Here is a 21,257-nt window from a genome sequence, read left to right as displayed (position 1 = left end):
CCTACGCTTCCGGCGACTGCACGTGCTCGGGTCGTACGCCAATCGCCAGGAAGCGCGCGGTCAGTCCCTGCAGCGGTGGAAACGCGCTGACGAGACGCATGATCAGCGGCGGCGTCAACGGCTGACCACCGGAAGCCAGCGCCCGGCTGATAATGTTGTTCTGCATCACGACCTGCATGCCCTGTGTCGCGCGCATTGGGAATTCGCGGCGGCGCCGTACGGCGTCGAGATCGTCCTCGGTCACTGGTCCCTTCGCAAGCTTCTCCGCCAGCAGGTTAGCAGTCGCGACTGCATCCTGAATCGCAATGTTCACACCGACGCCGCCAACCGGCGACATCGCATGCGCGGCGTCGCCAATGCACAACAGCCCCGGCCGGGTCCAACGCTTCAGCCGATTGATCGCCACGGTCAGTAGCTTGACGTCGTCCCAGCTCTTGAGATCACCGATATGCGCGCCCAGGGTCGGCGCCAGACGTGCCGTCTCGGCACGGAAAGCATCCAGCCCGCGCGCCTTGATCTCCTCATAGCGTCCTTTGGCGATCACATAAGCGCACTGCCAGTAATCGCCGCGGTCGATGGTCACCATCATCTTGCCAGGCTCAAGCCGCGCGAACACGCTCTCGGTCTCCGCCCCCTTGGCAACGCGAAACCACAAGATGTCCATGGGCGCGCCGATGTCTTCGACCTCCAGCTTCGCCGCCGGTCGCACGATCGAATGCCGGCCATCGCAGGCCACGGTCAGATCGGCATGGATCTCGACCGGCCCCTGCTCCGTGATGGCCTTGACGCCAGCCACCTGCTCGCCCGACCAGATGAGATCGGTCGCCTCGGTGTTCATCATCACCTTGAGATGCGGATAGCGTTGCGCCTTGTCGCGCAGGAAATTGAGGAAGTCCCACTGCGGCATGAAGGCGATGAACGGATATTTCGCGCTGGTGCGGCTGATGTCAGCGATACGTAGCTTATGCGTTCCGAAGAACCCGTCCATTTTCTGAATGCGGTCGTGCTTGATCTTAAGGAAGTCGTCGATCAGGCCAAGCTCGTCCATCACCTGCAGCGTCGATGGATGCACGGTGTCGCCGCGGAAATCGCGAAAGAAATCGGCGTGTTTCTCAAGGACAATCGTGTCGATGCCGGCGCGGCCGAGCAGATAGCCGAGCATCATCCCGGCAGGGCCGCCGCCAACGATGCAGCAGCGCGTAGTCAGCGAGGTCTCGTTCGCGCCTGCAGTCATTCGCTTCTCCTCAAGCTTCAGATTGCAACTTGAGCGAGACGGCGGGTTTCCGTCAACGGAAAACGCAGCGCCTCTAGACTGCGGGGATCGGCGTGCTCTGGAAAGCCAGCAACTGCCAGCGAGCATCCTGCTTGATCCATACCACCGTCGTCTGGCCGTTCAGCTTTCTCAAAGCCCCGGCAATGACCACCTCACCGGTCATGCGGCCCGTCACCAGCGCCGCGTCACCGGCGAGCCGAATTTCCTGATCAAGGAATGCGAGTTTGCGATAGTCGAAATGCCGTTCACCAAGCTTGTCGAGATACTCTGCCTTGTTGTCGGTCGCCGCATTGGAATGCGTGTAAACCATCTGCTCGGCGAACAGCTTGTCCAGCGTCGCAACATCTGCCGCGAGCATCGCGACGCGGCGGCGTTCTTCGAGCTCTTTGATGTCGGCGATGACTTTGGTTCGCGCGGCGGTGTCGATCATGCTCATCGATTTCCAGAACGTCGAAAGCTCTTGATTTCCGATACGCTGCCGTCGCGGAAGGTCAATTCGACTGAAACGAACTTCGTGGCCGCAGGGATCTTGATGTAAGGCTCGGCGCCAGCTGGTGTCGCGATCGGGTCGAGCAGATCGCAAGGCGGGAATTTCAGAACCTTGTCCGGCATAGCACTATCGACACCCACGCGGGCTTCGCGAATGGCACAGCGATACGACATCAGGTGCGTATAGTACATCAACGGTGTGTTGTAGCCGCCGAAAGCAAGCCAGCTCCCCGCCGTCATGTCGAGAATCTTGCGCTGATCGCGAACCAGCGCAGCTTCCGGATCGAAGCGGATCGGAAACGGTCCCTGCATCTCGCCATTCGCATCGACGTAACGCAGATAGATCGTCGCCGCCGCAGCATCGGCATCGAGCTGGATCGCCGGATTCGGCATCCGCTTGCGCGTGCGCGGATCGAGCGTGTCCATGAAGCCGGTCTCGCGGAAGCTACCCGCCTCGCCCATCCGCCAGGAGATTCCCAGCGTCGGATCGGCGATCGAGAACATCACGGTCCAGCCGCCATTGTGGCGCGAGAAGCTGGCGATCGGTGCATTCACCGCATCGTTGGCCGGCGGCAGTTGCGGAACGTTGACAGGCGGCAGCGCAGCGACCTGCTGCAGCGGTTCGGCCGGCCGCGCATCGGCCTGCTTAAGCGCCACACCATTGAGAAAGACGTCATCGACCATCTGGTCGAAATACACCGGCACCTGGCGGTGTTTCACGGTCTCTGCCATCTCGCTGACGGTCCGCCGGGTGCGCTGCGCGACCTGCACGAGGTTCAGCGATGGCTCCTGCAACTCCTTGATGAATGCGCGCGTGAAAACCGAATTCGGATCGGTGTCGTTGTTCGACAAACGATCCAGTGCGGTCTGCCGCGGCCCTGCAGAGAAGATCGAGAAGACGCCTTCCGGAAGCGTCGTCATCGGGGCGAGGCCGCCGCTGCCGGCTACCGCGCGGGTGCCAGCGCGCTCGAATGGATTGTTACGACAGGCATCGAACACCAGAATCGACGTCCGCGCACCGCGCATCTGCAGGCGCGTCACGATACGGTCAGCGAGGATTGCGGAGTCGCGCACCAGTTCTTCCTGACCCTCGGTGGCGGCAGGAACGTCCGTCGGCAGCAGGAAATTCTGGCCGGCGATCTCGAAGCCGTGGCCAGCAAAAAAGAAAAAAGCTGTGTCGCCTTTTTCGATCGTCGAATCGAAAGCGAGCAACGACTGACTGAAGGCCTGCCGGGTCTGGTTCTCGGCCACCATGACGCTGAAGCCGAGACTCTTGAGGGCATCGCCGATGCTGCGGGCATCGTTCACGGCCTTCTGCAGCTTCGGCACGTTGCGGTAGTCGTTGTTGCCAATCACCAGTGCCACGCGTTTCGCGGCAAAAGCCGGCGCCGCCGAAAGTGCTGCCGCCGCCAGCGCCAGCAGGATCAAAAACCGTCGCATTGTTCTATCCCCGCCCCGCCAGAGCATTTATCTCTATGGTGGCTCGACCGCGTGATTGTCTGCCTTGGTCGAGGCAAAACGGCGGCCGGTTCAAACGGAGGTCTAGCCGTTACAGGTAATTTTGTCTTGCCCACACAAGTAGATCATCTGCCCTCACATTACGGCGCCGCTGCCACAAATTCTGCCTTAATCTCCATTAGCCCGAGCCAAATCAAAGTCAGGAGATCGACGTGAAGTCACTGGTCCTCGCAGCCGCACTGCTGCTTCCTACCATCGCACTCGCCCAGGATGCAGCCCCCGCTCCTGCAGCCAAGGCTGCACCGGCCGCCAAACCAAAACACGCACAGGTGGCCGCCAAACCGGCGCAGACCACACCGGACGTGTTGGCCATCACCCAAATCATTGCTATTCGCCAGGTCGACCCGGCGACCTATGAGATCGACGCCCGCCTGCAGAGCGGTAGCGAGGTGCATCTGCGCATGAATGTTTTCGTGATGCAGAATCTCGGCATGCAACTTGGCACCTACGGCAAGTGATCCAGCGCCGGTATCATGTCCTCGGACGCCAGCCGATAGGCCTGATTCGGTAAAGTTGTACGGATAAACGCCGACCATGCATGGTCGGCGGAGGTACCAACGAGGTCGGCGACAGACAGCGCGCTCAATCTCGCGATCTTGTGGATAAAGAATACAGGGCTAATCCTCGACATGTTTGCCCTGAACTATGCTAAGCGACATATCATAAGGTTCGGACGAGATCCGGGGAGCTAGCTAATCAAATTGCTACTCCTGCTACAGGCGACCAACGTCAGGAAGCGCGCCTCAGGAACTTTGCGTTCCCTCCGTAGCTTGGCGATTTGAGGATGGGATTTTTTAGACTGTAAGATTTCAGGCAGTTTTAATCACCCGCCCGAAGCCTGCTACGACTGGATATCTGACGACCAATGGCAAAGAAGATGATTACGCCCGGGCACGAGTTGCTGCTTCGGGTCAACAAGGCATTTCTCGACCACGGCTATGCCGGTCTGTCGATGGTCGGTCTCGCCAGAGAATGCGGCTTCACGCAACGCGCGCTCTATTACTATTTCAGCAACAAGGAAGAGGCATTTCGTGCCTCGATCGGCCATCGCAATGAAGTCGCGATCGCGCAGGCGCTTGAGGCCGGCCAGAAGATCCGGGAAAGCGGCGGCAGCGCACTCGACATCTTCGCAACGATCATCGACCTGAGATACGGCGAAACCCGCCGGATGCTGACATTCTCACCGCATACCGTCGAACTCAATGCGGAAGCCTTTCGGCGCTGCCGCGATCTCATGATCGAGTCCGCCATCACCTTCCAGGCCGAGCTGGAAAAGCTGATCGTCGATTTCCACTATAACAAGCTGCTGATCCTGACCGGCCGTTTTACGGCCGCACAGATCGCGCAGGCGCTGGCCGACGGAGGACGGGCTGTCAACCAGGCACTCCCTCCGATCGCAGCGAATGACTTCTCGGCGCGCTATCGCCAGACCTGCGAGATGATCCTGTATGGCTGCGCGGCAACGCCGACGCAGATCTGAGGCGCTGCGGTTCGCCGCCACATACCCTCCTCTCGACTCATCGCGTTGCATCGACATATGGTCCGCGCGGGCTGCGGATGACGCGCATCGCGTTGCCGCTGTGAGATGCGGGGCTTCAGATGAACGACCAGGTGCGGACGCACGGGGCGCCAGCGAGCGCAGCCGTGCCGACTATTGCGGCACGCCTGGACGGGCTGCCGGTCTCACCGCTTCACCTCGGCATATTCGCGCTCTGTGCCTTCGGCCTGTTCGCTGACATTGCCGAAGTGGCGCTCAGCAACGCCTTTTCCGGCATCTTCCTCGCACCGCCTTACAGCATCTCGCGCGGCGAGCTCTCCCTGTTATTGGCATCGGTCTTTGCCGGCGGCGCCGTTGGTGCGCCTGTGTTCGGCTGGATTGCGGATCGCTATGGCCGCCAGATCGCGCTGCAGAGCGCGCTTGCCGTCCTGGCGCTAAGTTCGCTGGCCGTCGCCGCCAGTCGCGATGTGGCAACCATGACGGCCTTCCGCTTCATCTCCGGCCTCGCCATCGGCGGCTACCCGCCTTTGACATCAGCCTATCTGTCAGACCTGCTGCCGCCCCGGCGGCGCGGCCTTTTGATGATGCTGTGCGGCGCGCTGGCCTTTCTCGGCGCACCGGCGATCATCCTGATGATCCGCTGGCTGACGCCCATCGCGCCATGGGGCATCGAAGGCTGGCGCTGGGCCTTGATCTTCGGCAGCGCGTGCTCGACCCTGACAGCCCTGCTATTCTTTCTGGTGCCGGAATCGCCGCGCTGGCTCGCATCGATCGGACGCGACGCCGAGGCCGATGCCGTCTGCCGCCGCTTCGAGGCATCCGCGGGTCAGCCGTCACCGCCAGCGATCTCCGCTCCTGAAACTGTAGCCGTGGGATCCAGCGGTTTCCGGGCACTCGCCCGCGATCGGATCAGCCTGCGCCGCACGGCACTCCTTGCCGCGCTCTATGTACTCGGGCCCTGGGCCACGATCGGTTTCCCGCTGCTCAGCGCCGCTGTAATGGTGCAGAAGGGATTTCATGTCAGCGAGTCCTTGCTGTTCGCTGGACTCACAATGTTCGGTCCATCGATCGGCATCGCGGCGGCATCGACCTTCGTCGATCGTATCCCGCGGCGCCTCGCTCTGGTCGCCTGTGCCGTGGTGATGATCGCAACCGGGCTGACTTTTGCTGTCAGCACGGTGCTGACGCCACTCATCGTCACCGGAATCGTGTTCAACCTCGCCAGTGCCGTCTACAGCGCCGTGCTTAGCCTCTACGCTGTCGAGCTGCTGCCGACGCATCTGCGTGCCTCGGCCACCGCTGGCGCATGGGGCCTCGGCCGCGTCGTATCGGCGCTGGTACCGATCGCGCTGCTGCCGCTGCTCGGCAGCTACGGTGCGATCGCGATGTTCACTGTGATCTCGACCGCGCTGTTGCTGAGCGGCGCGCTCATCGCCATTGCCGGTCCACCCGGCCGCGAACGCAGGCCGGTCGACTAGCGGTCAGCGTTGCATCGACGTCACACGCGACGTCGGGTAGCGGCCGTCCGGCGGGGCCCCAAGCCCCCGCCAATATCCCGGTTTTGGCCCTTTTCCGCTAAAACATTAAGCTTTTTGGGATGTTCCAGGGTGTGGCGGATTGACTTTGGCCGATTCCAGCCTATGTTCCGGCTCGACGCGGCCCGGTATCGAAGCGCGATATCTTGAGTAAGCCGCCTGTCAGCGCCCAGCGATCTCCGTGCATGTTTGCGTGCCGCTCCGGGGATAAGCGCTGCAGTATTCTCCGAGAATCCAAGCGGCGGTTTCCACCTGAGGCGTGATTCCGAACTGTGATCATCCGGATACCGGATCAGATCATGCCCCCATACAGAGGCTCAATGTCCTTTTCCAATCTCGGCCTGTCCGACAAGGTTCTCGCCGCCGTTGCGGCCACCGGTTACACCACCCCAACCCCCATTCAGGAACAGGCGATTCCTCATGTGCTGGCGCGTAAAGACGTGCTCGGCATCGCCCAGACCGGCACCGGCAAAACCGCTGCCTTCGTTCTCCCGATGATGACCATGCTGGAAAAGGGCCGAGCCCGCGCCCGCATGCCCCGCACGCTCATTCTCGAACCGACCCGCGAACTCGCCGCACAGGTCAAAGAGCAGTTCGACAAATACGGCGTCGGCCAGAAACTCAACGTGGCGCTGCTGATCGGCGGCGTCTCGTTCGGCGACCAAGATACCAAATTGACCCGCGGCGTTGACGTCTTGATCGCCACGCCGGGGCGCCTGCTCGACCATACCGAACGCGGCGGACTGCTGCTCACCGGCGTCGAATTGCTGGTCATCGACGAAGCCGACCGCATGCTGGACATGGGCTTCATCCCCGACATCGAACGCATCTGCAAGCTGGTGCCGTTTACCCGTCAGACCCTCTTTTTTACGGCGACCATGCCCGCCGAAATCCGCCGCGTCACCGAGACCTTCCTGCATAATCCGGTGAAGATCGAAGTCTCCAAGCCCGCCTCCACCGCTGTCACCGTGACCCAGTCGCAAGTGGCCGTCGGCCGCGAGCCGCACGAGAAGCGCGAAGTGCTCCGGGCCCTTCTTCGCGAAGCCACCGACCTCAAGAATGCGATCATCTTCTGCAACCGCAAGCGTGAAGTCGCGTTGCTCGCCAAGTCGCTCCAGAAGCACGGTTTCAGTGTCGGCGCCCTGCATGGTGACATGGAGCAGTCGGCCCGCACGGCCGCGCTAGACCAGTTCCGCAAGGGCGAGCTGCCGATCCTGGTGGCTTCCGACGTCGCCGCCCGCGGCCTCGATATTCCTGCCGTCAGCCACGTCTATAATTTCGACGTACCGCATCATTCCGACGACTACGTGCACCGCATCGGCCGTACCGGCCGCGCCGGCCGCACCGGCTCCGCGATTTCGCTGGTGTGCCCATCCGACCAGAAGTCCATGCTGGCGATCGAAAAACTGATCGGCCAGTCGATCCCCAAGGTCGAAAGCTCCATAGCGATCTCCGAGCCTGTCGAAGGCGAAACCGCTGAGGCGTCGCGCCAGTCGCGCAACCGGACCGGCAATCGCGAAGCCAATGCCGAACATCCGCGCGGCAGCCGCAACGATCAGCCCCGCGAAGGCGGACGTGATCGTAAACCGCGCCGTGAGCGTGGCCCGCGCCGTGAAGGTGGTCGTTCGGAAGGCGGCGAGCGCAGCCCGCAGCCGCAACCCGCGGAAGCCGCTTTGGCAGCACCGGTCGTGGCGGCGGCAGCCCCGCAGGCGCAGCGCCCCCCTTCCATCGGCCGCGCCGAAGCGCCACGTCCGCGCCGCGAAGACAACGAGCCGGCGGATCATTCGCACCTGCCAGCCTTCCTGTTGCGTCCGGTCCGGGCACGCGCATAGGTAGTATAGCGCCAGGAACGTTTACTTGCCGTTCACTCTCGTCCCCTAATCTGAATGCGATATTTTTAACAAATTTGCATTTCAGAGGACGGCGCATACCCGCCATCCGCGAGGGCACAGAACGTGACCGGAATCCTGGACGAACAAGAGCGGACTTTGGCCTTTGCCGAAGTCGCGCTGGGCCAAATCCGATCGCTGCGCCAGACGGCGATTCCGCGCAACTATGAGATCTGGTACGTCTATGCGACTGGCTACAATTCGGCGCTCAACAAGGTCATCAATGAGACGCTGGCCCGCAATGGCCGCCTGACCGAAGCCGATCTCGACCTGATCCACGACACCTATCTCTCGCAGATTCGGACCACCGATCGCATCGATCAGGTGGGCGCCCGCGTCATCGGCGAGATCGACGACGTGATGGCGCTGATCACCGATGCGCTGGGCATGACCACGAACTTCAATGCCAGTCTGGATGGCGCCAGCAAGGATTTGTCGCGGGCGCACGATCCTGCTGCGGTGAAAGCCGTGATCGAGAGTCTCGTCAAATCCACCCGTGAAGTACACGACACGAACAAGGCGCTGGAAGAACGGCTACTGTCCTCGAAGAGCGAGGTCTACACGCTGCAACAGAGCCTCGAGGCGATCCGCGCCGAGAGTCTGACCGATCCCCTCACCGCGCTCGGCAACCGCAAATATTTCGACCGTGCGCTGATGGCAGCAATCGATACCGCGGTGAAGCGCGGCGAACCTTTGTCGCTCCTGATGCTCGACATCGATCACTTCAAGTCCTTCAACGACAATTACGGCCATCTCACCGGCGATCAGGTGCTGCGTCTTGTCGGCCAGTCATTGAAGCAGACCATCAAGGGCCAGGATATCACCGCGCGCTATGGCGGCGAGGAATTCGCCGTGGTGCTGCCGAACACGCCGCTGCGTCAGGCGCTCACCGTGGCCGATCACATCCGCCGCGCCGTGATGTCAAAGGAGCTGAAGAAAAAATCGACTGGCGAAATCCTGGGACGCGTCACGATTTCCGTCGGCGTCTCGATGCTGCAGATCGGCGACGATATGGAATCGCTCATTGGCCGTGCCGATGCCTGTCTCTATGCAGCGAAGCGCAGCGGCCGCAACCGCGTGATCTGCGAAGTCGATCCGGAATATTCGGCAGAGCTGCAATTTCAGGTGGCGTGATGCCCCGCACTCCGTCCTCATGGTGAGGAGCGCGTCTTCGCGCGTCTCGAACCATGAGGTCGCGCGCCGGCGCCCGTGGCCATCCCCAGCGAATGGCTTCACCATTCGCAAGGAAGACGCCGCGCAACGGCTCCTCAGGATGCGGATTTGCGCTTCTTTGCGGCTTTACCGGCTTTCTTGCTGGCGACCTTCTTAACCGCAGCCTTCTTGGCGGCCTTCTTTTTCGCCGCGGTCTTCTTCACGACCTTAGCCTTCGTCGCTTTCTTCGTTGCCCGCTTCTTGCCTGCTTTTGCCAGCGACGCTCGGATCGCTGCGGCATGCGCGACCCTCGCCCATTCGGTGACTTCATCGGGATCGTCGTAAAGCCGTTCTGGCAGCTGCCAGTAAGATCCGATCATCCGCAGCTTGCCGCGCATCTCGTACTGAAAACAATTTGAGCCTTCGCTCTCGAAACGCGGGATCGAGTTCTCGTCGGCGCGCAGATAAATCGCGCCGCGCAGCACCAGCGCGAAGTTGATGCCATCGGCGGAAATGCCAAAGCCGGAAAACATCCGCCGGATCGTCACCGAGCCAAAGCCGGCGAAAAGTTCACTGAGGAAATCGCGGTCCATCGAAGAAGTGTAGGGCCAGGAAGGCGCGCATGGAAGCTGTGACGCAACACCCCCTCCCTAAGTCATGGCCGGGCTTGGTCCCGGCCGTCCAACTTTCTTCGCTTTCACGGAGCCCAAAGATGGATGCCCGGGACAAGCCCGGGCATGACAGCGTTCTAGTTATGAAATGACAGCTCTCAGCCGTCGATCTTCGCCGGCGTCAGTTGCACGGACTCGCCGCAGCCGCAGGCCGAGATCTGGTTCGGGTTGTTGAACACGAACTGGGCCTGCATGCGGTCGGTCTTGTAGTCCATCTCGGTGCCGAGCAGGAACAGCACGGCCTTGGGATCGACCAGGATCTTCACGCCCTTATCTTCGACGATTTCGTCGGTTGGCTTGATGTCATGGGCATATTCGACGGTGTAGGACTGGCCGGCACAGCCGCCGTTCTTGATGCCGACACGCAGGCCGACGATCTCGGAATCCGCACGCTCTGTCAGTTGCCGGATCCGCGTTGCGGCAGCATCGGTCAGGCGCATCACCTGCGGACGGGGACGCGGCTTCGGCTTCGCAGCCGGTATGGTCGGGTTCGGGGTCATCTCAGTCATGTGTTCAGTCCCTTGGGCGGTTCAAGGCCGCCAACGGCGATATTGAGAACGAGACGCGACGCTCACCACATATTCAGAACGAGACGTGCCTCGTCGGTCATCCGGTCCGGCGTCCAGGTCGGCTCCCAGACGATCTCGACCTTGACCAAGCCAACGCCGGGCACGCTGGCCACGGCATTCTCCACCATGGTCGGAAGCTCTTCGGCGGCGGGACAGTTCGGCGTCGTCAGCGTCATCTCGACCTGGACTGAGCGATCGTCCTTGATGTCGACCTTGTAGATCAGGCCGAGCTCGTAGATGTCAGCCGGAATTTCCGGGTCGAACACGGTCTTCAGCGCGGCGACGATCTCGGTGCCTAAACGTTCGGTTTCGGCGGGATCGAGCGCCGAGGTGGTCTGCATGTGAGAGAGCTTCTCAGCCTCGGGGGTGGCGTCCGGCGTTTTGGCTTCTGCAATGTCACTCATGCAAACAACTCCCGTGCCTTGATCAGCGCCTGTGCGAGGTGGTCAACCTCCTCGCGGGTATTATACATTCCGAATGATGCGCGGCACGTGGCCGTCACATTGAATCGCTCCAGAAGCGGCATCACGCAGTGGGTTCCTGCACGGACAGCGACGCCCTGCCGGTCGATCACGGTGGCGATGTCGTGAGCGTGGGCGCCCTTGATCTCGAACGAGATCACCGGACCCTTGGTTTTGGCGGTGCCGAAGATTTTCAGCGAATTGATCTCGCGCAGCCGGTCCTGGGCATAGGTCAGGAGGTCGTGCTCATGGGCGGCAATCCGCTCCTTGCCAATCGAATTGACGTAATCGATGGCCGCACCGAGACCGATGGCCTCGACGATGGCCGGAGTACCGGCCTCGAACTTGTGCGGCGGATCGCCATAGGTGACCCACTCCCTGGACACTTCGCGGATCATCTCACCGCCGCCGGCGTAGGGCCGCATCGCAACGAGGTGATCGTATTTGCCGTACAGCACGCCGATCCCGGTCGGCCCATACAGCTTGTGGCCGGTGAAGATGTAGAAGTCGGCGTCGATGTCCTGCACGTCCACCGGCAGATGCACGGCAGCCTGGCTGCCGTCCACCACAACCGGAATGCCGCGCGCATGCGCAAGCTTCACGACCTCTTTGACCGGCACCAGTGTGCCGAGCGCGTTGGACATATGGGTGATGGCGACGATCTTGGTGCGGTCGGTCAGCAGCTTCTCGAATTCGTCGATCAGGAAATTGCCTTCGTCATCGACCGGCGCCCATTTGATGACGGCCCCCTGCCGCTCCCTCAGGAAGTGCCACGGTACGATGTTGGAGTGGTGCTCCATGATCGAGAGCACGATCTCGTCGCCAGCCTTGATGTTCTCACCCCAGGAGGACGCCACCAGATTGAGCGCGTCGGTAGCGTTGCGGGTGAAGATGATCTCTTCTGGCCGCTTGGCGTTGAGGAAATGTTGCACCTTGATGCGCGCGCCCTCATAGGCCTCGGTTGCCGCATTGGCGAGATAGTGCAACCCGCGATGCACATTGGCATATTCGGACTTGTAAGCCTCGGTCATGCGATCCAGCACGGCATAGGGCTTCTGCGCCGATGCCGCGTTGTCGAGATAGACCAGCGGCTTGCCATAGACCTTCATCCCGAGCGCCGGAAAATCCTCGCGGACGCGAGCGACGTCGTACGACCCGTTCGAGACTGCGGGATGCAATGTCATGCGCGCGTCTCCAGCCAGCGCTCCGCTGCCAATATCGCGACGTCGCGCAGATCGTCATTCACGATCGACTCCAGCGCTTCACCAACGAAGGCCTGGATCAGCAGCGCCTGCGCAGCCTTTTCCGGCAGGCCGCGAGCCCGCAGATAGAATAGCAGACTGTCATCCAGCGCGCCTATGGTCGCGCCATGGCCGCACTGCACGTCGTCAGCGAATATCTCGAGCTCAGGCTTGTTGTCGATCTCCGCCTCGTCGGACAGCAGCAGTGCCCGTGACATCATCTTGCCGTCGGTCTTCTGCGCGATCTGATGGACGTTGATGCGGCCCTGAAACACCGAATGCGCGCGATCGTCGAGCACGGCGCGGAACAGCTCTCGGCTGAGGCAATTCGGCGCCGCGTGCTCGATCACGAAGGTGCAGTCGCCATGCTGCTTGTCGCGCAGCAGATGAACGCTGTTGGTCGACAACTCCGAATCCACACCAGCCAGCGTGATGAAGCTCTGATAGCGGCTGACGCCACCGCCAGTGGTCAGGCTGAACGTGTTGAACTTGGTCCGCGCGCCGACTGTGACAATGGCCGTTGCGATATTCGCGGCGTCGCCGGCGTCTTCCATCACGCGCACATGCTGCAGATCGGAATCGTCACCGATCCAGATCACGACAGCGTCATGGGCCTGATAGGACTTCGCAGCCTCTGTCGCGATAAAGCTTTCGACCAGCGTCACACGCGCACGATTGCCGATGCGAACAAGCGACCGCGTGAAGGCGGCCACGCTCGGGCGCGTCGCCACATGCACGATGTGCAGCGGCCGGGCCGGAGCGGCATCGTCGGCGATATCGATCAACATGCCATCGGTCGCAAAAGCGGCATTCAGCGCGATCATCGGATCGACAATACGCGAGCGCAACAGGTCAGCTCGCGTGGCACTGGTGGCATCGTCGAGCATGGCGCTGAGCGCGTGCACGGTTACGCCGCCACCCGATGTCAGATCGGAAAGACCCGCCGCAAAGACACCGTCGACGATGACGAGCTTCTGCGTATCGCCCGTGCCAAGCGTCTCGACCAGCTTTGCAGCCTGGGCCAGCGCAGCCTGATCTGGCGCGGGTGCCAAAGGCGCCACGTCGCCGAGCAGCTTGCGCAGGTCGGTATATTTCCACTCTTCGATGCGCCGGGTCGGCAGGCCCGTGCGGGCGAAATCGTCAAACGCCTGCTGGCGCGTTTCGGCCACCGTGCCGACGCCCGGCAGCCGGCCGCGCGCGGCAGCGAACGTGCCGTCCAGCACCGCGCCCGTTGTCGTCTTTGCGAGAGCTACATTCATGATTGTCTCACTCAGGCTGCCACTTCTTCATACTGCGCGTAGCCGGTCGCCTCGAGTTCGAGCGCCAGTTCCTTGCCGCCCGACTTCACGACGCGGCCCTGTGACATCACATGCACCACATCAGGCACGATGTAGTTCAGCAGGCGCTGATAATGCGTGATCACGACCATGGCGCGATCCGGGCTGCGCAGCGCGTTGACGCCGTCAGCCGCGACGCGCAGCGCGTCGATGTCCAGACCGGAGTCCATCTCGTCGAGGATGCACAGGCTCGGCTGGAACAGTGCCATCTGCAACACTTCATTGCGCTTCTTCTCACCGCCGGAGAAGCCAACATTGACGCCGCGCTTCAGCATATCCATCGGGATGTTCAGCGAAGCAGCAACTTCACGAACCTTCCTGAGGAAGTCCGGCACCAGATATTCGGATTCGCCGCGCGCCTTGCGCTGCGCATTCACCGCGGTGCGCAGGAAGTTCATTGTCGTCACGCCGGGAATTTCCACGGGATACTGGAACGCCAGGAACACGCCCTTGGCGGCGCGCTCATCTGGCTCCATTTCCAGCAGGTCTTCGCCCTTGAACAGGATCTCGCCGCCGGTCACCTCATAACCGGGCTTGCCGGCGATGACGTGGCTGAGCGTGGATTTGCCCGAACCGTTCGGTCCCATGATGGCATGCACTTCGCCGCCATTCACGGTCATCGTCAGCCCATGGAGAATCTCGCGATCCTCGACACGAACCTGCAGGTCCTTCACTTCAAGCAATGCAGTCATCAGTCTTTATCCTTTGATCATCATCGTCACCCTCGCCTGAACGCACTCGGGTTCAGGCAGGAGTGCTCACCAATCGTGGCGAGCCTCTAAGGATGGTTTTCAATTTTGCCGACATCCTGGAAGCGCCGCTGTGCGGGCATCCGCGATGGCGGGACTTAGCCCACCGATCCCTCGAGCGAGATCGAAATCAGCTTCTGCGCTTCCACTGCGAATTCCATCGGCAGCTGCTGCAACACGTCCTTCACGAAACCATTGACCACGAGGCCGACGGCCTCTTCCTGGCTCAGGCCACGCTGGATGCAGTAGAACAGCACGTCTTCGGAGATCTTCGAGGTGGTCGCCTCGTGCTCGAACAGCGTCGAGGCGTTTTTCGCCTCGATATACGGCACGGTATGCGCGCCGCACTGATCGCCAATCAGCAGCGAGTCACAGGCCGTGAAGTTACGTGCGTTCGTCGCCTTGCGATGCGCGGTGACGAGGCCGCGATAGGTGTTCTGCGACTTGCCGGCGGCGATGCCTTTGGAGATGATCCGGCTCGTGGTGTTCTTGCCGAGATGGATCATCTTGGTGCCGCTATCGACCTGCTGATAGCCGTTCGAAATCGCGATCGAGTAGAACTCGCCGCGCGAATTGTCGCCGCGCAGGATGCAGGACGGATATTTCCAGGTGATCGCCGAACCGGTCTCCACCTGGGTCCAGGAGATCTTGGAATTGTCGCCGCGGCAGTCGCCACGCTTGGTGACGAAATTGTAGATGCCGCCCTTGCCCTCGGAATTGCCGGGGTACCAGTTCTGCACGGTCGAATACTTGATCTCGGCGTCATCCAGCGTGACCAGCTCGACGACAGCCGCGTGTAGCTGGTTCTCGTCGCGCTGCGGCGCTGTACAGCCTTCGAGATAGCTGACGTAAGCGCCCTTGTCGGCGATGATCAGCGTCCGTTCGAACTGACCGGTATTGCGCTCGTTGATGCGGAAATAGGTCGACAGTTCCATCGGGCAACGCACGCCCGGCGGCACATAGACGAACGAACCGTCGGAGAACACGGCCGAGTTCAGCGTGGCGTAGAAGTTATCCGAGGTCGGCACGACCGTGCCGAGATACTGCTTCACCAGATCGGGATGTTCGCGGATGGCTTCCGAGATCGGCATGAAGATCACGCCAGCCTGCTTCAGCTCTTTCTGGAACGTGGTCGCGACCGACACCGAATCGAACACGGCGTCGACGGCGATCCTGCGCTCACCCTCGGGACGAACGACGCCTTCCAGCGCCTCGATCTCACGGAGCGGAATGCCGAGCTTCTTGTAGGTCTCGAGAATTTCGGGATCGATCTCGTCGATCGAGCCGATCGTCTTCTTCGGCTTCGGCGCCGAATAGTAATAGAGATCCTGGAAGTCGATCTTCGGATACTCCACCCGCGCCCACTTCGGCTCTTCCATGGTCAGCCAGCGGCGATACGCCTCAAGACGCCATTCCAGCATCCAGGCTGGCTCGTTCTTTTTAGCGGAGATGTAACGGACGGTGTCTTCGGAGAGGCCCTTTGGAGCCTTCTCGGATTCGATGATGGTCTCGAATCCATAACGATATTGATCGACGTCGATCTGGCGAACCCGATCGACTGTCTCCTGTACGGCAGCCATTTTATCCTCCGCTCGCGGTTTCAAGGACCGCGGTGGATCAATCCAGAAACGTGAAACTCAAAACTTGTCAGGGTTCTTTACGATGTTCCCGTGGGGAAATCACCCCTCTTAGAACCGTTCAAGCTCTGTTTCATCGCTATGTTTAAGTAGTGTACCCGAGAGCTTTCGCCAAGCCTCCAGACACCGATCAACGTCCGCTTCGGTGCTGGACCAGCCCAGACTGAGACGCACGGCACTCCGGGTCAGCTCCGGCCCGAAACCCATGGCTTCGAGCACGTGAGACGGCTGCACCTTACCAGAAGAACAGGCCGAACCAGACGATACTGCGATACCTTCGAGATCAAATCCAATCACGGCGGTCTCAGCGCGCAATCCGGGGGCACCGAACAGAACCGTATTGGGCAGACGCGGCACATCTTGGGCGAACACAAGCCCGTTGCTGGATTGCTGCAAGCCCGCCTCAAGCCGCTGACGCAGTTTTTCGACCCTATTCATGTCCTCCAGCGACGCCATAGCGGCCGTTACTGCGGCGCCGAAGCCGGCGATTCCGGGCACATTCTCGGTACCCGCCCGACGCCCTAGTTCCTGCCCGCCGCCGCGGAGCAATGCCTCAAGCCCGGCGACACCGTTGGCCATGACCAGCGCGCCAACGCCCTTCGGGCCGCCAATTTTATGCGCAGAAATTGATAGAAGATCTGCATTCAATTGACTGATATTTATAGTTATCTTTCCGAGCGCCTGCACCGCATCGACGTGCAACAAGCCACCCGCGTCATGCACCATGCCGGCAAGCTCAGGAATCGGTTGAAGGGCGCCGGTTTCATTATTGGCCAGCATTACGGAAACCAGCGCGGGCTTCCCATCAGCCAGCAGCACCCGCAAATCGTCAGGCCTCACGATGCCATCGCGGTCCACACCCAGCACCTGCAAGTCTTCCGCAGCGAAGCGGCCGCCCGCCAGCACCGAGGCGTGCTCCACCGCTGATACGATCAGCCGCCGCACCGGCACGCCCGGATTGCGCACCAATCCAGGCGTCAGCGCCAGTACATTGGCCTCAGTTCCGCCCGAGGTGAACACGACGTTTCGCGAATCTACACCCACCGCGCCCGCGACCATCGCACGGGCATCCTCGATGATCCTGCGGGCCTGGCGGCCCTCGGTATGAACCGATGACGGGTTACCAGCCAAATCCCACGCGGCCACCATCGCTGCCCGCGCCTCCGGGCGCAGCGGTGTTGTCGCATTCCAGTCGAGATAGACCCGGTCTTTGGCCAATTCTGCTTTACCTTGAAGGGCTTGGAGCCTTGATGGTCGCGTTGGACGTTTTCCAGTGCTGCGCGCCGTCACTCTTAGCCCAATTGCTCGCCAAATGCGCCCACCGCAACGCGCGTCGGAGCCGTCGACGCGTTCAATATGCTTGCTTTTCGCCCCTGCGCTCATGGTAGAACGCGGCCTCAACTTCACCCGGCGCCGCCCGCCATCAACCTGACGGTGCCCGATCGCCCCTTCCCTCGCAGGGTCCCCTCCGAGCCATTCTCGCCGAGCCCTGCGCGAAACCGGCTGATCACGCCAAGAACGGGACCTAAGGATCACTATGCCCGAAGTTATTTTCACCGGTCCCGCAGGCCGTATCGAAGGCCGTTATCATCCGGCCAAGCAGAAGAACGCGCCGATCGCCATGGTGCTGCATCCGCATCCGCAATTCGCGGGCACCATGAACCACCAGATCGTCTATCAGTGCTATTACGCCTTCGTGCATCGCGGCTTCTCGGTACTGCGCTTCAATTTCCGCGGCGTGGGTCGCAGCCAGGGCTCGTTCGACCACGGCACCGGTGAATTGTCGGACGCGGCAGCAGCGCTCGACTGGGCACAGACCATCAATCCTGAAGCGCGCGCCTGCTGGGTCGCCGGCTTTTCGTTTGGCGCTTGGATCGGCATGCAGCTCCTGATGCGCCGCCCCGAGGTCGAAGGCTTCATTTCGATCGCACCGCCAGCCAATCTGTATGATTTCTCGTTCCTCGCACCCTGCCCGTCATCGGGTCTGATCGTACACGGCGAGAAGGACGCGGTCGTGCCGCCGAAGGACGTCAACACGCTCGTCGAGAAGTTGAAGACCCAGAAGGGTATTGTAATCGATCAGCACATCATTCCCGGCGCGAACCACTTCTTCGACAACAAGCTTGAGCCGCTGATGGAATCCGTGACCGGCTATCTCGACATGCGCCTCGCCAACGTGCGCTGAGAGGCGTCGATCGGCCTCGCGACGGTCGCTTCATATCTGCCAACAAAAAAGCCCTCGGCCAGATCTGGCCGAGGGCTTTCAGTTTCAGTTTTAGGTCCTGATCGGGATCAGAACGAGCGTAGGATCTGGACCGAGCCGTTGTAAAGATTCTGATCCTTGATCTGGTAGGCCTGATTGGGCTTGCCCGTTGCCGTGCCGGTATAGGTGCCGTCGAGATTCTGATCGAAGCGGCTATAGGTGAATTCAGCCGACAGGGTCAGGTTCTGGACGGGGGTCCATGCAGTTCGCGTGCCGACCTGAGCTATCCCGAAATCGAAATTGTTGGTCGTGCCAGTAATGCTGCCAGCCGTAGAGCCCGGATTGGACGAGCTACTCGTTCCCAGGCGGCCGCCGGCCGGGCTGAATGCCGCGGCGAGCATCGCGTTGCCGGCATCGCCATAGGAGATATGGCTGTAGTTGCCGAACACCGAGGTGCGCCATGCCGTGTTCCAGTAATGCTCATAGAAGGCACTCACTTCCCAGGCATCGCTCTGCTGGATCGAGCTTCCCGGCGAATACACACCATCGAGCACATAGCCGAAGCCAACCGTGTTGCCATTGAATTTGGCAAAACGGCCGCCGCCGGACGTTTCGAGCGAACCGCCGGTGAAGGCGTAACGCGCAGCGCCCTTGGCATAGGACGCTTCGATCTTCAGGCTGTCGTTTGCACCGGTTGGCAAGACCTTGAATTCCACCGCACCGCTGACGGCAAAGCCGTAGACATCGTCAGGATGCCCGAAGGATTCATTTGCCCCGTAGAAGCCGGCCGTCGACGTATGCATGGCCGTCGCGAAATGCAGCGAACCCCACTTCTGATCGAGTCGGAGGTTGCCAACGACATCGGGAATATGGTTGCCGCCCGTGGCGTTGCCAAAGAACGTGTTCGAATTGTTGCCGTAGAAGGCACCGGTGAACGACCCCGCGCCCGGCGCGACGATAAAGGTCGAGGTGTTGTAGAGGCCGGCATTGCGATAGGGCGATGCATTCTCCAGCGCGATGGTGCCCGAGAAGCCGTTGCCGAATTCGGCTGTGTAGGCGATCTGCGGAATGCCGGTCGTATTGCTCGAGCCCGCAAGGAAGCCCGACGAAATCCAGGGCTTGGTGAGAGCCCATTGCGGATCGAAATTCGAGACGGCCTTACCGAAGGTAAAACCCGCGAACTGGATGAATGCAAAGTCTACTTCCGTGAAGCCGCCAGCGATACTGTCGCGGTTCTGCGTGAAATCGAGCTGCATGTTCGCATAGGTACGAACCATACCGTATTCGGTCGCCGTGCGCGTGTCGGTCGTGATGTTGATACGCTCGCGGGTTAGGTAATAGTCCTTGGTCCAGAGATTGTTGCCGCCGGCACCGCCTTGCCAGAACGGCGCGTCGTACGGGCCACCGTTAAAGGTGGTATCGAGGCGGATCGCGCCGCCGATCTTGATGCAAGTGTCGGTGCCCGGAATGTAGTAGAAGCCGGCACCGTAGATCGAGCAGATCTTCACATATTCGACAGCCTTGGCCTTCACCGGAAGGTCCGCCGCTTGGGCGGTGCTCGCTGCCAGCAACGCCGCTGCCGAGCCAAGGATCATTTGCTTCATCATGGTCATGTCGCCTCCAGACCGATCGTATCGGCACGCGCGATTGCCCCGGGCGTGCCATTCATGAGGCAGAGTTGTGGAAGATCATGTTGCGAAACAATGAGCGCGGTCGATTGTCGCAGCATCATTTTGCGGCTGTGTGCTTTCGGCAACAGAATCGCCAAAGCCACGGCATTTCCGTACCGAACTGATCACGAGATCTGGTGATGCCATCACGCATCCGTGTCAGTGGCGACGACCACAAGCATCGACGCCGTTGGTCGCGATCAACTTGATTCGTGGGTGAGTCGAATCGCCCTAGCTACGGCGAACTTCGCACTAGCTCGCGAGATAGTCCGCTTTCACGCCGCCTGTCATCGGCGCCGGCACGCCGGTTGTTGCCGGATAACTCAACGGCAAGCCCAAGAGCGAACGCACTGCCAGAAATGCAAAAGCCTGCGCCTCCATCGCATCGGTGGACCAACCCAGCACATCTACGCTCTCGACTGTCGCAGCCGGCAATCGCTGCCGCAGCATATTCAGCATCGTCGGATTGCGTGCGCCGCCGCCGGTAATCACCCAGCTAAGCGGCGGCTTAGGCAACAGCGGCGCAACGCTGGCGATGGTCGCAGCGGTGAACGCCGTTAAGGTCGCTGCGCCGTCCGCTGGCGTAACGTCTTCCAGCACCAGTGCCGTAAAGTGATTGCGATCGAGCGATTTTGGCGGTGCGGCCGCAAAGAACGGATTCTGCAATCCCTTCGCGATCCACGCATCATCGACGCGGCCCTGCGCCGCCAATGCGCCATCCGCATCGAACGGCTGCCCCGTTGCGCGCAACACGAAATCATCGAGCAGCGCATTGCCCGGACCGGTGTCGCAGGCAATCAACGCGATATCGCCATCAATGTAAGTCACGTTGGACACGCCGCCGATATTGACCACGGCAATGGGCCCGTCGCGATGCAGTCCCTGCGCCAACGCACGGTGATAGACCGGCACCAGCGGCGCTCCCTGCCCGCCCGCAGCCACGTCAGCCGCGCGCAAGTCGTGGATCACCGGCAGGCCGACCATCCCGGCCAGCCTCGCCGCGTCGCCAATCTGTACGGTGAGTCGATCGACGGGACGATGCAGCACCGTCTGTCCGTGAAAGCCGACGATGTCGATGCTGTCTCGTGCGATGCCGTGATCGGTCAGAAACGCCTCGATGGCCTCGGCATGGGCCGATGTCACCACCCGCTCCGCCTCGGCCAGACTGCCCGGCCTGATATCGCGCCGACTCAGTTGCACGGCCTCGGCCAGCGCCTGGCGCAACACGGCACGCTCAGCCTCGCTGTATGGCCGATACCCCGACGGGCCAAACGACCCGACCCGTTCGCCGTCAGTCTCAATCAGGGCGACATCGACCCCGTCCAGCGAGGTTCCGCTCATTAGTCCGATCGCGGTCAGCATATC

20 protein-coding genes are annotated in these 21,257 nt (G+C 61.3%); 6 read left to right on the top strand and 14 right to left on the bottom strand.

Going from position 1 to position 21,257, the window contains the following annotated elements:
* Position 1 precedes the first annotated feature (1 nt).
* The 3 genes from AB8A33_RS12280 to AB8A33_RS12270 all read right to left on the bottom strand — a co-directional run bounded on the left by AB8A33_RS12280 (position 2) and on the right by AB8A33_RS12270 (position 3,202).
* Positions 2-1,234 carry an FAD-dependent oxidoreductase gene (locus AB8A33_RS12280; RefSeq protein WP_439093028.1) on the bottom strand — a complete coding sequence of 411 codons (1,233 nt, stop codon included), beginning with the start codon at positions 1,232-1,234 and terminating at the stop codon, positions 2-4.
* A gap of 73 nt (positions 1,235-1,307) precedes the next feature.
* Complete coding sequence (locus AB8A33_RS12275; protein ID WP_439093026.1) at positions 1,308-1,709, bottom strand: nuclear transport factor 2 family protein; 402 nt, start codon at positions 1,707-1,709, stop codon at positions 1,308-1,310.
* Positions 1,706-3,202 carry a caspase family protein gene (locus tag AB8A33_RS12270; protein ID WP_439093024.1) on the bottom strand — a complete coding sequence of 499 codons (1,497 nt, stop codon included), beginning with the start codon at positions 3,200-3,202 and terminating at the stop codon, positions 1,706-1,708. Before AB8A33_RS12270 ends, AB8A33_RS12275 begins: the two co-directional genes overlap by 4 nt.
* 230 nt (positions 3,203-3,432) lie before the next feature.
* Here AB8A33_RS12270 and AB8A33_RS12265 point away from each other — a divergent pair, with 230 nt between their 5' ends.
* The 5 genes from AB8A33_RS12265 to AB8A33_RS12245 all read left to right on the top strand — a co-directional run bounded on the left by AB8A33_RS12265 (position 3,433) and on the right by AB8A33_RS12245 (position 9,336).
* Positions 3,433-3,738, top strand: a complete 306-nt coding sequence (locus tag AB8A33_RS12265) for a hypothetical protein (protein ID WP_439093023.1) — start codon at positions 3,433-3,435, stop codon at positions 3,736-3,738.
* Between the two features lie 407 nt (positions 3,739-4,145).
* Entirely contained in the window at positions 4,146-4,760 is a 615-nt protein-coding gene (locus AB8A33_RS12260; protein ID WP_439093021.1) for a TetR/AcrR family transcriptional regulator, read from the top strand.
* 119 nt (positions 4,761-4,879) lie between these two features.
* Positions 4,880-6,256 carry an MFS transporter gene (locus AB8A33_RS12255; protein WP_439093020.1) on the top strand — a complete coding sequence of 459 codons (1,377 nt, stop codon included), beginning with the start codon at positions 4,880-4,882 and terminating at the stop codon, positions 6,254-6,256.
* Positions 6,257-6,633: 377 nt separating this feature from the next.
* Positions 6,634-8,145, top strand: a complete 1,512-nt coding sequence (locus AB8A33_RS12250) for a DEAD/DEAH box helicase (RefSeq protein WP_439093018.1) — start codon at positions 6,634-6,636, stop codon at positions 8,143-8,145.
* 123 nt (positions 8,146-8,268) lie between these two features.
* The gene (locus AB8A33_RS12245; protein ID WP_439093017.1) at positions 8,269-9,336 is read left to right on the top strand and encodes a GGDEF domain-containing protein; all 1,068 of its coding nucleotides are present in this window, start codon (positions 8,269-8,271) and stop codon (positions 9,334-9,336) included.
* 134 nt (positions 9,337-9,470) lie between these two features.
* On the opposite strand, the gene AB8A33_RS12240 is transcribed toward AB8A33_RS12245, so the two are convergent.
* The 8 genes from AB8A33_RS12240 to AB8A33_RS12205 all read right to left on the bottom strand — a co-directional run bounded on the left by AB8A33_RS12240 (position 9,471) and on the right by AB8A33_RS12205 (position 17,237).
* On the bottom strand, positions 9,471-9,947 hold the full coding sequence (locus tag AB8A33_RS12240) for a TfoX/Sxy family protein (protein ID WP_439093016.1): 477 nt from the start codon (positions 9,945-9,947) through the stop codon (positions 9,471-9,473).
* 176 nt (positions 9,948-10,123) lie between these two features.
* Complete coding sequence (locus AB8A33_RS12235; protein ID WP_439093015.1) at positions 10,124-10,534, bottom strand: HesB/IscA family protein; 411 nt, start codon at positions 10,532-10,534, stop codon at positions 10,124-10,126.
* A gap of 62 nt (positions 10,535-10,596) precedes the next feature.
* Entirely contained in the window at positions 10,597-10,998 is a 402-nt protein-coding gene (locus AB8A33_RS12230; RefSeq protein ID WP_439093013.1) for an SUF system Fe-S cluster assembly protein, read from the bottom strand.
* On the bottom strand, positions 10,995-12,239 hold the full coding sequence (locus AB8A33_RS12225; protein ID WP_439093011.1) for a cysteine desulfurase: 1,245 nt from the start codon (positions 12,237-12,239) through the stop codon (positions 10,995-10,997). The genes AB8A33_RS12230 and AB8A33_RS12225 overlap by 4 nt, the downstream gene beginning before the upstream one ends.
* Complete coding sequence (gene sufD, locus AB8A33_RS12220; protein ID WP_439093010.1) at positions 12,236-13,555, bottom strand: Fe-S cluster assembly protein SufD; 1,320 nt, start codon at positions 13,553-13,555, stop codon at positions 12,236-12,238. The genes AB8A33_RS12225 and sufD overlap by 4 nt, the downstream gene beginning before the upstream one ends.
* An 11-nt stretch (positions 13,556-13,566) precedes the next feature.
* Complete coding sequence (gene sufC, locus AB8A33_RS12215; protein ID WP_439093008.1) at positions 13,567-14,325, bottom strand: Fe-S cluster assembly ATPase SufC; 759 nt, start codon at positions 14,323-14,325, stop codon at positions 13,567-13,569.
* Between the two features lie 155 nt (positions 14,326-14,480).
* Positions 14,481-15,962, bottom strand: coding sequence for a Fe-S cluster assembly protein SufB (gene sufB, locus AB8A33_RS12210; protein WP_371421650.1), 1,482 nt, complete (start codon positions 15,960-15,962; stop codon positions 14,481-14,483).
* Positions 15,963-16,070: 108 nt separating this feature from the next.
* Positions 16,071-17,237 (bottom strand): cysteine desulfurase family protein, encoded by a 1,167-nt coding sequence (locus AB8A33_RS12205; protein ID WP_439095920.1) that lies wholly within the window; start codon positions 17,235-17,237, stop codon positions 16,071-16,073.
* A gap of 319 nt (positions 17,238-17,556) precedes the next feature.
* Between AB8A33_RS12205 and AB8A33_RS12200 the strand changes: the two genes are divergently transcribed.
* Positions 17,557-18,204, top strand: a complete 648-nt coding sequence (locus tag AB8A33_RS12200; protein WP_068736626.1) for an alpha/beta hydrolase — start codon at positions 17,557-17,559, stop codon at positions 18,202-18,204.
* A 107-nt stretch (positions 18,205-18,311) separates the two neighbouring features.
* On the opposite strand, the gene AB8A33_RS12195 is transcribed toward AB8A33_RS12200, so the two are convergent.
* The 3 genes from AB8A33_RS12195 to AB8A33_RS12185 form a co-directional block, all read right to left on the bottom strand.
* Positions 18,312-19,835 (bottom strand): porin, encoded by a 1,524-nt coding sequence (locus AB8A33_RS12195; protein WP_439093007.1) that lies wholly within the window; start codon positions 19,833-19,835, stop codon positions 18,312-18,314.
* Positions 19,832-19,996 carry a hypothetical protein gene (locus tag AB8A33_RS12190; protein WP_439093005.1) on the bottom strand — a complete coding sequence of 55 codons (165 nt, stop codon included), beginning with the start codon at positions 19,994-19,996 and terminating at the stop codon, positions 19,832-19,834. Before AB8A33_RS12190 ends, AB8A33_RS12195 begins: the two co-directional genes overlap by 4 nt.
* 148 nt (positions 19,997-20,144) lie before the next feature.
* A complete protein-coding gene (locus tag AB8A33_RS12185; protein WP_439095919.1) occupies positions 20,145-21,254 on the bottom strand; it encodes an anhydro-N-acetylmuramic acid kinase in 1,110 nt (369 codons plus the stop codon).
* Between the last annotated feature and the right edge of the window lie 3 nt (positions 21,255-21,257).

The sequence above is a fragment of the Tardiphaga sp. 813_E8_N1_3 genome, from assembly GCF_051811025.1.
Taxonomy (GTDB): domain Bacteria; phylum Pseudomonadota; class Alphaproteobacteria; order Rhizobiales; family Xanthobacteraceae; genus Tardiphaga.
Note: the sequence above shows the minus strand (reverse complement) of the source record. Positions and strands in the feature narration are given on the sequence as shown.